Source organism: Ornithinibacillus xuwenensis, from assembly GCF_039614845.1.
GTDB lineage: Bacteria > Bacillota > Bacilli > Bacillales > Amphibacillaceae > Ornithinibacillus > Ornithinibacillus xuwenensis.
On sequence record NZ_JBDIML010000003.1, the window covers coordinates 50,966 to 64,032 of the forward strand.

Consider the following 13,067-nt stretch of genomic DNA (forward strand, 5'->3'; position numbering starts at 1 on the left):
ATTTAACTATGAAGGACAAAGCGCTTCAACTTAACAAGTCCATTGTCCTTCATTTAATTAATAAGTACTTTTAAGAGATAGTTTTAAGTAAAATATTCAATTTTTGCATTTGGGAAGTATTTATTAATATAGCTGCCAAGGGTGTCCTTAATATCCTCTTGTTCATCATTGGTATAAACATATTTTCCAATCCCGTATTTGCCCCACTTCCACTTTCGCTTAGACTCATCTAATTCTAACTTGGTCATCGGGTAGTTTTCCTGAATTACTCTTTTAGCTGGCTTGGTAAAACGGTGTTGAATCATTTCAAACGTTAAATCCTTTCGAGCAATAGCCGGTAGTGCATCTTCTAGCTTTTCAAACATTTCATGATAGCCATCCTTCCATCCATCGTGCAGATATATTGGTGCAACAATGAAACCTAATGGATAGCCTGCTTCTGCAATTTTAACAGCTGCTTCAATACGCTCCTGTAAGCGAGATGTTCCGGGTTCAAAGAACTTAATGATGTAATCATCATTAATGCTAAACCGAAATCTAGTTCGACCATTATGCTTTGCATCTAATAAATGATCAACATGAGCAAATTTTGTTACAAAACGGAGTCTACCATGCTCAGACTTTCCAAAATATTCAATTGCTCTTTTTAGTGTATGAGTTAAATGATCGACTCCGACAATATCAGAAGTACACGAGGCTTCAAACCTAGTTGGCTCTGGGGCTCTTTCCTTCATATATTGATCTGCAGCATCAAAGATTTCCTCCACATTCACATATGTTCGGATATAGGGTTTACTACCCATTGTTGTTTGTAAATAACAGTAATGACAATGGCCCATACAGCCTGTTGCAAAAGGTATTGCATATTCTGCAGATGGTTTTGATGTATCAAATTTTAACGTTTTACGAACACCAACAACAAGGGTTGATTTAGCCGTCCGATATTTTTGGAAATGATTCTCCCCAGGTAAATTTCGAATTTGATTATGTGAGGTAGTTTCGCGAATCTCTATCCCCATATTTTCAAATTTGTTTCGTAACTCCTTTCCTAGCGGATATTCTAAGGCACGTGGTTCAATATACACCAATTGCGGAACAAACGGCTTAACCATAATATTCCTCAAATTCTTCTGGATTGCTGAAAGCATCTTTATATGCCATTTCTGCTTCCTCTTCTGATTTAAATACAGCAAATTCTTCAGAGAATGGATAATAAGTTTCATGAGCAAATAAAGCTATTTCTGACGGATTTTCTGGATTCTCTACTACTGCTGCTTGTTGCACTTGTGCAACATCCTGTGCATGTGGATTTCGAATAATAATGTATACAACCTCACCAGGTTTAAAATTTTGATGCATCATCCAATCATCACCTATCTTTCTGATTAATTACTAAACATTATTCCTCTGTCTATATCGATTTATGTATCTTACAGGCAATCTCAACATTGAGTAACGATAAATAAAAATATATATTGGATGATTTGCTCCGATTCAATAATCAGGAAAATTATGGTTTAATATAATTAACTGATAATGATATTGTAGGAGGTAATAAGAAAATGTTTTACACATTTAAATCATGTAATATTCGCTACTAATTTATAATTAAATAACTAATAAAAATTTAGAAATCTTAAATATGAGCAGTAAAATAATCTTCACAAAAAAATTTAAAGGTGATTATATGAAAGCTTTACTCGTGATTGATGTTCAAAATGGTATACTTGGCGTTCGAGATTTCCAAGAAGAATTATCGCTAATTGAGCACATCATTAAAGATTTTAAACACTCCAATAATCCGATAATCTTTGTTAGACATTTTGATCAGAATGAAGAAAGTCCTCTTCACAGGGGGGCAAGTGGCTCAGAATTATTTAGTGGCTTAAAAGACTATGCAGACTACATAATTGAAAAGAAATCTCCAAGCGCCTTTTATCAAACTACACTTAGCAGCTTATTAGAGGAACTAGCTGTTGAACAGCTCTTTATTACAGGCTTTAATACAGAATATTGTTGTATGTTTACAGCCATCTCGGCATATGACAGAGGGTACAACGTAACCTTTATCGAAAATGCAACAGGTACGGTAAACAATGGCGAAACATATGAAATGGGAGATTTGGATATTCGTGATTTTGTCGGAACTGTCTTACACTGGTCAGAGGCAATCGAAGTATTAGATTTTGAGGAATATGAAAAGATTTACAACCCTTCGTATAAAAAATAATCTAAAAAAGCGCTACTCAATTGAGAAGCGCTTTTTTCAATATTAATTATAATTTAACTACGTTAGCAGCTTGTGGTCCACGGTTACCTTCTGTAATTTCAAAAGAAACTTGTTGACCTTCTTCTAGTGTTTTGAAACCGTCGCCTTGAATTGCTGAGAAGTGTACGAATACATCGTCTCCACCTTCAACTTCGATAAATCCAAAACCTTTTTCTGCGTTAAACCATTTTACTGAACCTGTGTTCATGAAAAAAACCTCCATGTGCTACTTGCACGTTTATTACTAATTTCAGTTCAAGATAATAATTCAAGACGAAGATAATCACTAGAAAGTTATTACATAAATCTTGTATTGCTATACGAACATCAATAAGTTAATACTAGTATAACACGGAACATGGAAAAACTATACCCTATTTATAAATTATTTTATTTTGGGTCAAAAGTAATAGGCTACTTCACCTCTCGCTTTTTCATTTCATTTTGTAGGAATTCAAGAAAACGTCTCTCTTCATCTACACGTATCGCAACCTTACGGTAATGTTTCTTAATACCCATATATAACGTTGCTGCAGTTGGGCGTTTTAGTGTCAATATTACTGTAGGTAAGACTTCCTCTAGGTCCTTTGCAATAAACTCAATGGTTTCCCTAGTTCTTTCCTTCTCCAACTCGGAGCGTTCTATCACAATTGAATCTATATTATCCAATTGAATGTTCATCCTTTTTTTTAATCCGAAGGAAATAAACATATTATTCTTCGAAATTTTTAATGGATTTAATCGAACAGCTTGAATTTCCGCAACAAAGTATAGGACAGTGTAAATATTCATCAGTAACAAGATAAGAGAAATACTAGGAGACATCTTGTGAAACCACCAATGAAGACCGATCATTTCAATAATGACAGCATGAATCAGCATAACTTGCAGAGCAATGAAACTAGAATTCTTGTGTATCGTAAAGGATTTCTCGTCCGACTTTGGTTTGGTTCTCCAGCTTGCAAGCGCATAATAGAGCATTAATAATTCAGAACTGATCATACGAATAATACTGGTATCCTTTACAGTTCTCTCCACAGCTTTGGAAAATGCAAATAATATTGGCTCCCTCTCATGCTTAGTCGTTCTAATAATTGTTGGTAAGAAGCGAATCAATGTAAGCAAGACACATACTTCTACTAATAGAATAATCCCAAATACGAAAAAGCCACCCCATGTAAAGCTAATAAAAGGTTTTAGATAATCCATTGGAACTAGAAACCGAATAAGAATGAGTCCAGAGGCAATAGAAACTATCATATACTTCCAACTCCACTTTTTTATCCATGCTAGAAAAAGAAATGGAAGAACAATTGCTAAGTCTATCAACGAACCAATAACTACTGCACTCGTATTTTCTGGTAATATTATTTTTCCAACAGCCGTATGATACAACATGGCATTAGAACCTAGAACTAGAAGAAATAATATCATCCAACCGTGATTGTAATATTGTTTTTGAATCACCATATTCCATTACCCCCTATACTTTACTGGTTAACTTCAGGAAACTAAGATCATTCTCTACTCTCATTCTATCAAAACGCTTTCATCTGTTTAGTAAACGAAATGAATATTTTGTTAACATTTTTGCATATTAAAAAGAGTTAAGGAAAATTCCTCAACTCTTCCGAATCACTTATACAGATTTTCGTTGGAAGTAAAGATAGCCACCGATAAAGAACAATAAAAACCCTCCACCAACTACGGTTAATAACTGCTCCCATGGTATAAAGAATACATCACTCGTATCGCCACCAATATACATCATTGAAAATGGCTGTGCCCATGGATAATACGGACCAAATCGTTCTGAATTGATTGCTAAAATAGCTGGTAAAGTAAAGATAACATTTACAGCTAAAGGTGCAGCAAAGCTTCTAAACATCATCGACATCCATAATTGTAAGGCAGCAAGTGGGAGACTTGCAATCCATCCGCCAAGAATACTTTTCCATACAATCTCCATAGGAAATGGATCTGTGTAGTTAAACATAAACCCAATTGCTACTATAGATCCTAAATATAGGAATTGGATTACCACTATCAATAGTATTAATAAGACATACTTTGATACAAAAACTCTTCCCCTTGTAACGGGTAATCCAAGCAGCTGTTTCCATCCACCTGCTTGGTGTTCATACCAACAAATAACACTTGCTAAAACACCAGTAATTAGGGGCAGAAATAATAATGCATAGGTTAAATTCATCACCATTAACGTACTCGTCCACTGATTTGCCTCTTTCGGAAACATATCGATATCACTTGTCAAACCAATTAAAAATCCGACTAACGGACCAACTAATACAATAAATACAACCTTTGACTTTCGTAATTTAAACCATTCTGATTGTAACAAGGCAAGCATCTATTTAACGTCCCTTCTGATAAAATCTACCGTACCTGCAATGTATAAAATCACACCGACACCTAAACCTAAACCTACATTTATTAGTGGTTCATCCCATTGATTAATAAGTGATGGCCACTTCCATATTAACCAGTCTGGTAATGAATAAGCCATAAAACTTAAGATAACACCAATGACACCTATTGTTATCGGTAAACCTTGGTTTTGACTCACACAAGAAATCCAAAGTTGCAATCCTAACACAGGAAGTGCTGCAACAAACGGATAAAAGCTATTCTTCCACAACTCAACATACGGAATTTCACCTAAATCTAGAAAAACACCATAAGCTAACGTAAAAACAGTTAATAAACAGGTTGAGATTAGTAATAAAAAGGTTAGGACTGTATATTTGGATAAATACACTTCTAGTTTTGATACAGGCAATGCAACGAGCTGTTTCCAAGCATTTGTTTCGTTCTCAATGCTTGCCATAAAGGAGGTTAAAATAACAATCCCTAAGATTAATGCAAATGGTGTAAAAGTACTTATATTTTGCAGATAGTAACCCCAATCATCTTCACTTTGCTGAAGTAAATAGTCCTTGCGCACCCCATAATTGACCATTTGTAATGCGACCACACCAAACGGACCTAAAAAGGTTAGAAACCAGATTCCTTTTCGTCTAATCTTTAAACATTCAGCAGCGAGTAAATTTTTCATCATAATACCTTCTCCTCTGCAGTCATTTGCAGGAATGTATCCTCTAGTGAACGTTTCTCCTCTTCAACTCGGTAAATTGAGTACCCATCTTGAACCAGGCTTCTTACTGCCATCGCAACCCCTTTATCACTCTGCTCAAACAATGAAATGATACCTTCTTCTAGCTCTGCTTTGATTCCTTTTGCAATTAGTGACCGCCATGCCTTTTCACTATCATTTACCTTTAATACTAACTTTTGCTTCGAATAAAGTCGCATCGTTTCAATGGAATCTTGAAATATCATTTTTCCTTTACTTACAATTCCTACAGTCGTTGCAATTTGATCAATCTCTGACAATAAATGACTTGATATTAGAATTGTCATTCCATACTCTTTTGGAAGACGTTTAATTAAGTTACGAATTTCAATAATTCCAGATGGATCTAATCCATTAGTAGGTTCATCTAAGATCAATAATTCTGGGCTGTTTAATAAAGATGCCGCTATACCAAGACGTTGCTTCATACCAAGTGAAAATCCTTTTACTTTCTTATTTCCTACATCCGATAATCGAACAATCTCAAGTACTTCTGCTATTCTCGTTTTCGGTACGCCATATATCTTCCTTAGGGCTTCTAAATTCTCGTTGGCAGTTAGATGCGGATAATAAGATGGATTTTCAACCAATGATCCTACTTTATTCAATATATTAATACGGTCTTTTCTTAAATCCTTTCCAAAAACCTGTACCGAACCAGCAGTCGGTTTCATTAAACCTAATAACATTCGAATTGTTGTTGTCTTTCCCGCTCCATTTGGTCCTAAGAAGCCATAAATTTCTCCCCTCGGAATTTTCATTTCCAAATCTGCTACTGCGTACTCCTTGCCGAATCGCTTTGTTAATTTTTTTGTCTCAACAATATATTCCATTTCCTTCACCTCTTTCTTTAGCTTAAACGTAATAGGTTAAATAATAGTAAATAATAAGTTTAAATTTTGTTTAAAAAAAGATGGAATGGAGAGAAAATCTCCATTCCATGTTACTTAAAGCGTTCTATTCGTATTAGGGTACCATTATCTTTCGAATTAATTGTCCATTCTAAATTCATGCCATTTATCATTCTGTCAACAATCGTCAAGCCAATACCAGCACCTTTTTCTTGAGATTCCTGCTGGAATCCTTGTCCCCGATCACAGATAATTATGGCATCGGAGTGTATACTAGATTCGGTTTTGACTCCAATATATTTACCTTCCTTTGCATGGCGTAAAACATTTTGGAATAGGTTATCTAATATTCTTCCCATCCAAGTTGGGTCAATCCTCCATTTTCCAACTGAAGAAATCGAAACATCTATTTCGAATCCTTCTTTTTCGAATGCAGGATACCACGTTGCGATGAATTCCCGAAGAAACCTTGTTACATCCGTCTCTTTCGGAGCGTACTTATATTTGCTCGCCATTAGTAATGTATAAGACATCAGATTTTCTATTAAACGGTCAATATTAGCAATAGAAGATTCAATTGCTTTAACAGCGTGTTTTCCTTCTACCGATAAATCTTCTTTCATGATGGTATAGGATTGTGCACGTACTTTCGTTAAAGGCGTTCGTAGATCGTGAGAAAGATTTGCGATTAACTCCCGTCGAAGCTGTTCTTCCTCTTGCTCTCGTTTTCTACTCTCACGAATTTCAAACACCATTTGATTAAATGAAAGCTCAAGCTGACCGATCTCATCTTTTTTCTTTACTTTCACTTCAATAGGAAGCCCATCCACATCTCTTAATTCCATTGCATCTTGGAGCTGGATTAATCGTTTTTGAATTCTTCTAAAAAACAGGAATGAGATGATGATAAATAGTAAAATGATAGCCAATACACCAAAGAATAAAAGAACACCATATTTTTCCGTTAATTGGCTTAGTGGTGGGCTAAATATTATTCTAGGAACCTCTAGGACAATAAACCCATTTGATTCATCCTCCCCAGCAAACGCAATTACTGTAAATGGGTCACTATCATATCTTTCTTTTATAAATTTTACGGTTTCACCTGTTGACCACTCTAAAGGTAATCCTTCTGTGGCGTCAATTTCAATTGCTAATCGCCCATTCCCATTTACCCAAAACATCCCCGCTTCAGGGTAGTCTTCCTTCCATTTATTAAATAGATTTTGGATTACTTCTTTGTTTACATGCTCCATACTGTTGGCATCTTCATGCCATTTCTCCTCTACAATCATCGCGGTATCATTTTTATCTGCTTCACTATTTTGAAAGGATTGGCCGAACATAGTGAACATCGCAATGATGAGGTATGCGAGCTGTAATAGGATAATTGCCAGAAAGATGATAAGCATATACTTGGCTAGCAAAGACCGAAAGAACTTTTTCATAGTCGCACCCTATAACCGATTCCACGAATTGTTTCAATAACAGTTGGACTAGCAGGATTCTTTTCAATTTTCTCTCGTAAATAGCGGATATGAACCATTAACGTTTTGTCCCCATCAATAAATTGCTCGCCCCATACACCTTCATAAAGCTGTTCCTTCGTTAGAATCTGATTTAGATGTCTAAGAAAATAGTTAAATAAATAATACTGCTTCCCGGTCAACAGAATTTCCTCATCTGTGTCACGGTTCATTATTTGCATATCCTTCATATGTATTGTCAAATGTTGAAGCTCAATTACATCATTTTTCTTTTCAAAACGTCTTAGTAAAACCTCTAGGCGAGCAGCAAGCTCATCCGGATGAAATGGCTTTGTTAAATAATCATCAGCAAAATCTAATCCTTCGATTTTATCCTCAACAGATGTCCGAGCGGATAACATAAGAATTGGTATTTGACTATCGTTCTTTTTAATCCTTCTACCAATTGAAAAACCATCTAAACCAGGTAACATTACATCCAGAATAACAATATCAGCTTTTTCAATAAAGCGATCGACCTCTTCACCAGATGTTAACCATGTGACTGCATATCCTCTGTTTTGTAAGTCATTGGATACCCATTCTCCAATGTCTTTTTCATCTTCTATATATAAAATCGTAACCAATTTTCTTCCCCCTTACCAAATCAATTCTATCATAGGGTGCAAGTTATCTACCATTGGAGGTTCCAGCTTTGTTAAATAAATGATAAGAAAGCTCGTCTTTTTTATTGTTATGCTGAATACATTTTATTTTGAGGTGAAAACAATGAGACAAGCAACAGTAGAAAAGCTTTATATTTTTATAATCATGTTTTTTATCAGCCTTATTATGCGGATTCAAATTCCAATCTTTACCCCCTACGCCGCATTGCTTGGTGCATCAAGTATAGTGATTGGAATAATTCTTAGTGCAACATCATTCTCGAATCTACTTGGGAATTTGCTTTCTGGTCCAATGGTTGATCGTTTTGGAAAAAAACTTTTTATTACCATACCTTTATTTGCCTCTGGGTTTATTTTTCTTGCTCATGGTATTGCAACAGATTCTGTTGATTTATTAATTCTACATGCACTCAACGGATTCGCGCTTGCCTTCTTAATTCCAGCAGCATTCGCTTTACTTTCCGGATATGCCAAAAACAGTAAACAACAGGGAAAGAACATTGCGATGAATGGCATTCTGACAACAACTGCTAGTATTGTAGCTCCTATAATTGGTGGGCAACTCGTAGAAGTTGTGGGATATCAAAATGCCTACTTTATTATTGGGGTTGCAATGCTATTAACAGCATTATTTGCTAGTCGATTCTTAACTGAAAGACAAGAAATCGTCAGCCAACGAAACCAAGCTACCGTCAACTTAGCCCAATTAGTTACTTCCCCTAAATTATTTGTCATCTATTTAGTCGGATTTGCTGTCATGTATATTCATGGTGTGCTAATCTATGAGATTCCATATTTAACAATTGAAAAAGGTTATTCAACTGTCACGACTGGACAATTATTTAGCTACATGGGAATCGGAACATTTATTACATTATCATTATTCTTTATTAATCGGTTCGACCCGATTAAACGACTCATTGTTGGGTTATTTGGTATGTCAGCTTCTTTATTTATCCTTTTTGCAATGCCGAGTGTTTCCCTACCAATTCCTTTATTTACTACAGGGTTATTCTTTGGGCTTATTATGCCTGCAATGGCAACCGCTATCACTGAAAACGTTTCAAAACAAGCCTATGGAAAGGCGTTTGGTGTGATGTCTGCCGTCTATTCATTAGGCATTATTGCAAGTTCCTTTATTACTGGAGTAGTCAGAGAAATCATTTCTCCATATTTCGTTGCCTTTATCGTTGGGATGGTTATTCTAACTATTCTAGGACACGTAAAACTCCGTACTCCATCCCGTGTACATGCAATGTAAAAGCTTTTAAAAAAGCCAGACAACCATTAGTGCAACTAACGGTGTCTGGTAGCTTCTATTATGGTTGCAGAACAACCTTAATACAATTTTCTGTTTTCGTATCAAAAATTTCATAACCATGCTTTGCTTCAGCCAATGGTATTTTATGGGTAATGATGTCACTCAAATCAACCTTCCCCTGTCCAATTAAATCATGAAGAAACGGCATATAATGAATAACAGGAGCTTGTCCTGTTCGAATATTAACGTTTCGTTCAAAAATATCTCCAAATGGAAATGCATTATACCTGGCAGCATACACCCCTGTAACTTGTATGTTCCCACCTTTTCGCACAGCTTGGCTAGCCATTACAAGCGCTCCCATAGTGCCTCCTTGTAGCCTTAAACCTGTTGCCAAGAATTCTAGATCAGTCATTTTACCATCCATACCAACACAGTCGATGACCACATCTGCTCCGCCCTTTGTCATTTCATGAAGGTAAGAGCCTACATTTTCATGGTCTTCAAAGTTAATAATTTCTACTTGGTTAGTACGCTTGGCATGCTCTAATCGATAGCCAACATAATCTACAGCAATAACACGCTTCGCTCCTTTTAACCAAGCGAATTTCTGTGCTAATAACCCAATTGGACCGCATCCCAAAATGACAACAGTGTCCCCTTCTTTCATACCGGAGTTATCAACACTCCAATAAGCAGTGGTCCCCGCATCTGCTAGAAGTACGAGATTATCATCATTTACTTCACTGTCATCAGGAATTTTAAAAGGGGTAAAATTCCCATAAGGAACACGCATGAATTCCGCTTGTCCACCTGGATATCCACCTGTTGTCCCTGAATAGCCAAAATATGCTCCCATTTCGCCATTATCATTGGAATTATCACATTGGCTTTCTAGCTGATTTTTACAAAACCAGCATTCTCCACAACTTACATTGAACGGAATGACAACACGGTCACCTTTTTTTACCTTCGTTACATCTGGACCAACTTCTTCTACAATCCCCATTGGTTCATGACCAATTACATAATTTTCTTGGATATTTGGTATCATGCCATGTAATAGATGCAAATCGGAACCACATATTGCTGTATTTGTTAGCTTTATGATGACATCGTCAGAGCGATGAATTTTTGGTGCATCTACATCTTTTACGATAATATTCTTCACACCTTGATAGGTCACTGCTTTCATCCAGGTTCGCCGCCCTTCTCTATTTTGGTGGTGTAGGAAATAATCCTTTTCTGTTATTGTTTTCTGGAAATAAATCTAAACCTGCTATATCAATTGCATTCTGCGCAGCTACCAAGTCTATTTCCTGTTGCTTACTTAAGTCATAAGGATAAAACCAATGTTTTTTCATCATGAGATCTGTTAGTTCACCATGAAAATCTATTGCTGCTTCTAATTGATTATGAATCGTTACGCGTACTTCAGGACTTGCTGCTTCTGTTAGCGCAATCCCATAATTTCTAACTGATTCTTTCACCGTGATTAAAAAGTCCATTGCAATAGCTGAATCGATTTTCTCTGGCATTCCAACAGCATTGATTGGATCTAAATAATCGTTCATTTTTTCACCTCATTTCTCAGATCTTGTATAAGGATAAATACGTTGTAGTTGTTTAATGTCGAGTATCGACATCTGGACATTCTTTTCCATAAGCGCTCGCAAATCTTGGTCAAAAACTACCCCCTGCATAAGCTTGGATTTTAATAGTCCAACTGTTTTCATATTGATTAACTCATGCATATCAACTGTTTCATGAAAAGCCGTATCTTCTTTGCCCATCAAGATTCCTCCTAAGACTAATCTATAGCTATTTTGTCTCGAAACACATAACCTATTCGATTAAGTATAAAGAGGTTTAAAATAGGCAACATAAAAAAAGCATAATACGTAGGAGTGTGTATATGAAGGATAAGATGGCATTACATGAAACCTTAGAATTACATGAGATTTTAAACTTTAAAAATCTTTGCTTAACAAAAGCAGCTACAATGAAGGGATTAGTTGGGTGTGACGAATTAAAGCAAATACTCACAACTGATGTTATTGAAGGAAAACAGCATGTACAAGATTTAACAAAACTTCTTGAAAGCAGGAGTGTACAACTATGACAAATATCATTCAAAAAATTGCTGGCTTAAGTGGTATGACTGATCAAGCTATTGCTACAGATTTTCTTATTTCCACCAAAACAGCAGTTCGTAATTATACATTTGCACTCACGGAATCAGTCACACCAGAAGTTAGAAATACGTTACGTAATCAATTGGCATATGCAATTGAAGCACATGAAAAAATTAGTCAATATATGATAGAAAAGGGTTACTACCATCCAAGTGACTTAAAAGCCCAAACTGAGATAGCTCAAAAAACTACAAAAGCAGCGTTAAAAATCGCTGATTAAAAAATGCCAGCCCACAATTTTATGTGGACTGGCTCCTTTTGTATCACCGTAATCAGTATTCAAACTACCTAGATGTAAGCATACATTATTTAGAAAATGAATTAATAATTTGTCCTCAGCAATCTTCTAACAAATTCTAACCAATCAGGTAAATCCTCTCCGATTACAATTCCAAGTATTCCAGCTAACACCACGAGTATCAAAAACCAAAACACAATATTTTTATAAATCGGTGATTTCTTTGGCTTGTTTTGCAATTTCTATCATCCTCTCACTCGGCCCAAGGTCTATCGTATTCTATTTCTACATATCAGACAAAATTCCTTTTCCGCAATGAAAAAATTCTAACACAACAATTGGATCATACATTGCCGAATATTATAAGTAATTCTTATCCTAAATAATAACTAATTGGTATTTAACTTATACAAGAAAGTAAAGTACGATATAAGTATAAAATAGTAAAAGGAGGAATAGTATGAAGGGCAGATTAACGTTTAGAAATGCTACCGAAGAAGACTTAGCCATAATTGTTGAAATGCTAGCTGATGATGAATTAGGAAGACAGCGTGAGCGCATTGAACACCCAATTCCAAGCACCTATATGAAAGCATTCCAAGCCATCAAAGCTGATTCCAATAATGAGTTAATCGTTGCATGTTGTGGAGAAAAGGTAAGTGGTGTCGCGCAAATAACATTTACTCCTTATTTAACCTACCAAGGTGGTTGGAGAGCCACCATTGAAGGAGTAAGAACGTCATCTTCTGTTCGAGGAAAAGGAATTGGAACTGCACTAATAAAATGGGGAATCAATCGGGCTAAGGAACGTGGCTGTCACTTAGTACAACTAACGACAAACAGAAAACGTAAAGATGCTCTGCGCTTTTATGAGCATCTTGGGTTTAAAGCCACACATGAAGGATTAAAATTGAACCTTAATTAAATTACATATCACTTATACAAGC

Annotated in this window: 18 protein-coding genes; 5 read left to right on the plus strand and 13 right to left on the minus strand. The window is 35.8% G+C overall.

Annotated elements, in window-relative coordinates; all coding sequences use genetic code 11:
* Positions 1–83 precede the first annotated feature (83 nt).
* The gene (gene splB / locus ABC228_RS09525; protein ID WP_345824905.1) at positions 84–1,112 is read right to left on the minus strand and encodes a spore photoproduct lyase; all 1,029 of its coding nucleotides are present in this window, start codon (positions 1,110–1,112) and stop codon (positions 84–86) included.
* Entirely contained in the window at positions 1,105–1,362 is a 258-nt protein-coding gene (locus ABC228_RS09530; protein ID WP_427902221.1) for a transcriptional regulator SplA domain-containing protein, read from the minus strand. Before ABC228_RS09530 ends, splB begins: the two co-directional genes overlap by 8 nt.
* A gap of 325 nt (positions 1,363–1,687) precedes the next feature.
* Between ABC228_RS09530 and ABC228_RS09535 the strand changes: the two genes are divergently transcribed.
* Positions 1,688–2,230 (plus strand): cysteine hydrolase family protein, encoded by a 543-nt coding sequence (locus ABC228_RS09535; RefSeq protein WP_345824907.1) that lies wholly within the window; start codon positions 1,688–1,690, stop codon positions 2,228–2,230.
* Between the two features lie 46 nt (positions 2,231–2,276).
* Here ABC228_RS09535 and cspD read toward each other — a convergent pair whose 3' ends face one another.
* The 7 genes from cspD to ABC228_RS09570 form a co-directional block, all read right to left on the minus strand.
* A complete protein-coding gene (cspD, locus tag ABC228_RS09540; RefSeq protein ID WP_339215661.1) occupies positions 2,277–2,477 on the minus strand; it encodes a cold-shock protein CspD in 201 nt (66 codons plus the stop codon).
* 206 nt (positions 2,478–2,683) lie between these two features.
* Positions 2,684–3,739, minus strand: coding sequence for a beta-carotene 15,15'-monooxygenase (locus tag ABC228_RS09545; protein ID WP_345824908.1), 1,056 nt, complete (start codon positions 3,737–3,739; stop codon positions 2,684–2,686).
* A gap of 169 nt (positions 3,740–3,908) precedes the next feature.
* Positions 3,909–4,640, minus strand: coding sequence for an ABC transporter permease (locus ABC228_RS09550; RefSeq protein WP_345824909.1), 732 nt, complete (start codon positions 4,638–4,640; stop codon positions 3,909–3,911).
* Positions 4,641–5,348, minus strand: a complete 708-nt coding sequence (locus tag ABC228_RS09555) for an ABC transporter permease (RefSeq protein WP_345824910.1) — start codon at positions 5,346–5,348, stop codon at positions 4,641–4,643.
* Entirely contained in the window at positions 5,345–6,256 is a 912-nt protein-coding gene (locus ABC228_RS09560; protein ID WP_345824911.1) for an ABC transporter ATP-binding protein, read from the minus strand. The genes ABC228_RS09555 and ABC228_RS09560 overlap by 4 nt, the downstream gene beginning before the upstream one ends.
* A 110-nt stretch (positions 6,257–6,366) precedes the next feature.
* Positions 6,367–7,722, minus strand: a complete 1,356-nt coding sequence (locus ABC228_RS09565; protein WP_345824912.1) for a sensor histidine kinase — start codon at positions 7,720–7,722, stop codon at positions 6,367–6,369.
* A complete protein-coding gene (locus ABC228_RS09570; protein WP_345824913.1) occupies positions 7,719–8,387 on the minus strand; it encodes a response regulator transcription factor in 669 nt (222 codons plus the stop codon). Before ABC228_RS09570 ends, ABC228_RS09565 begins: the two co-directional genes overlap by 4 nt.
* Positions 8,388–8,529: 142 nt before the next feature.
* On the opposite strand from ABC228_RS09570, the gene ABC228_RS09575 reads away from it, so the two are divergent.
* Positions 8,530–9,687 (plus strand): MFS transporter, encoded by a 1,158-nt coding sequence (locus tag ABC228_RS09575; RefSeq protein WP_345824914.1) that lies wholly within the window; start codon positions 8,530–8,532, stop codon positions 9,685–9,687.
* 58 nt (positions 9,688–9,745) lie between these two features.
* Here ABC228_RS09575 and ABC228_RS09580 read toward each other — a convergent pair whose 3' ends face one another.
* Genes ABC228_RS09580 through ABC228_RS09590 form a run of 3 tightly spaced genes read right to left on the minus strand, consistent with a single transcriptional unit; the run spans position 9,746 to position 11,480 of the window.
* Positions 9,746–10,882 (minus strand): zinc-dependent alcohol dehydrogenase, encoded by a 1,137-nt coding sequence (locus tag ABC228_RS09580; RefSeq protein WP_345824915.1) that lies wholly within the window; start codon positions 10,880–10,882, stop codon positions 9,746–9,748.
* A gap of 19 nt (positions 10,883–10,901) precedes the next feature.
* Positions 10,902–11,261, minus strand: coding sequence for a spore coat protein (locus ABC228_RS09585; RefSeq protein ID WP_345824916.1), 360 nt, complete (start codon positions 11,259–11,261; stop codon positions 10,902–10,904).
* A 9-nt stretch (positions 11,262–11,270) separates the two neighbouring features.
* Positions 11,271–11,480 carry a spore coat protein gene (locus tag ABC228_RS09590; RefSeq protein ID WP_345824917.1) on the minus strand — a complete coding sequence of 70 codons (210 nt, stop codon included), beginning with the start codon at positions 11,478–11,480 and terminating at the stop codon, positions 11,271–11,273.
* A 122-nt stretch (positions 11,481–11,602) separates the two neighbouring features.
* Here ABC228_RS09590 and ABC228_RS09595 point away from each other — a divergent pair, with 122 nt between their 5' ends.
* The gene (locus ABC228_RS09595; protein WP_345824918.1) at positions 11,603–11,809 is read left to right on the plus strand and encodes a hypothetical protein; all 207 of its coding nucleotides are present in this window, start codon (positions 11,603–11,605) and stop codon (positions 11,807–11,809) included.
* A complete protein-coding gene (locus tag ABC228_RS09600) occupies positions 11,806–12,102 on the plus strand; it encodes a spore coat protein (RefSeq protein ID WP_345824919.1) in 297 nt (98 codons plus the stop codon). The genes ABC228_RS09595 and ABC228_RS09600 overlap by 4 nt, the downstream gene beginning before the upstream one ends.
* Positions 12,103–12,203: 101 nt before the next feature.
* Here ABC228_RS09600 and ABC228_RS09605 read toward each other — a convergent pair whose 3' ends face one another.
* Positions 12,204–12,359 (minus strand): hypothetical protein, encoded by a 156-nt coding sequence (locus tag ABC228_RS09605; RefSeq protein WP_345824920.1) that lies wholly within the window; start codon positions 12,357–12,359, stop codon positions 12,204–12,206.
* 221 nt (positions 12,360–12,580) lie between these two features.
* On the opposite strand from ABC228_RS09605, the gene ABC228_RS09610 reads away from it, so the two are divergent.
* Positions 12,581–13,045, plus strand: coding sequence for a GNAT family N-acetyltransferase (locus ABC228_RS09610; protein WP_345824921.1), 465 nt, complete (start codon positions 12,581–12,583; stop codon positions 13,043–13,045).
* Positions 13,046–13,067 lie beyond the last annotated feature (22 nt).

Bases quoted from the DNA above. Each gene is read 5' to 3' on its own strand.
- ABC228_RS09580 (WP_345824915.1), bottom strand. From the start codon at position 10,882: ATGAAAGCAGTGACCTATCAAGGTGTGAAGAATATTATCGTAAAAGAT.
- ABC228_RS09545 (WP_345824908.1), bottom strand. From the start codon at position 3,739: ATGGTGATTCAAAAACAATATTACAATCACGGTTGGATGATATTATTT.
- ABC228_RS09550 (WP_345824909.1), bottom strand. From the start codon at position 4,640: ATGCTTGCCTTGTTACAATCAGAATGGTTTAAATTACGAAAGTCAAAG.
- ABC228_RS09600 (WP_345824919.1), top strand. From the start codon at position 11,806: ATGACAAATATCATTCAAAAAATTGCTGGCTTAAGTGGTATGACTGAT.
- ABC228_RS09590 (WP_345824917.1), bottom strand. From the start codon at position 11,480: ATGGGCAAAGAAGATACGGCTTTTCATGAAACAGTTGATATGCATGAG.
- ABC228_RS09575 (WP_345824914.1), top strand. From the start codon at position 8,530: ATGAGACAAGCAACAGTAGAAAAGCTTTATATTTTTATAATCATGTTT.
- ABC228_RS09555 (WP_345824910.1), bottom strand. From the start codon at position 5,348: ATGATGAAAAATTTACTCGCTGCTGAATGTTTAAAGATTAGACGAAAA.
- ABC228_RS09535 (WP_345824907.1), top strand. From the start codon at position 1,688: ATGAAAGCTTTACTCGTGATTGATGTTCAAAATGGTATACTTGGCGTT.
- cspD (WP_339215661.1), bottom strand. From the start codon at position 2,477: ATGAACACAGGTTCAGTAAAATGGTTTAACGCAGAAAAAGGTTTTGGA.
- splB (WP_345824905.1), bottom strand. From the start codon at position 1,112: ATGGTTAAGCCGTTTGTTCCGCAATTGGTGTATATTGAACCACGTGCC.
- ABC228_RS09565 (WP_345824912.1), bottom strand. From the start codon at position 7,722: ATGAAAAAGTTCTTTCGGTCTTTGCTAGCCAAGTATATGCTTATCATC.
- ABC228_RS09585 (WP_345824916.1), bottom strand. From the start codon at position 11,261: ATGAACGATTATTTAGATCCAATCAATGCTGTTGGAATGCCAGAGAAA.
- ABC228_RS09530 (WP_427902221.1), bottom strand. From the start codon at position 1,362: ATGATGCATCAAAATTTTAAACCTGGTGAGGTTGTATACATTATTATT.
- ABC228_RS09560 (WP_345824911.1), bottom strand. From the start codon at position 6,256: ATGGAATATATTGTTGAGACAAAAAAATTAACAAAGCGATTCGGCAAG.
- ABC228_RS09610 (WP_345824921.1), top strand. From the start codon at position 12,581: ATGAAGGGCAGATTAACGTTTAGAAATGCTACCGAAGAAGACTTAGCC.
- ABC228_RS09595 (WP_345824918.1), top strand. From the start codon at position 11,603: ATGAAGGATAAGATGGCATTACATGAAACCTTAGAATTACATGAGATT.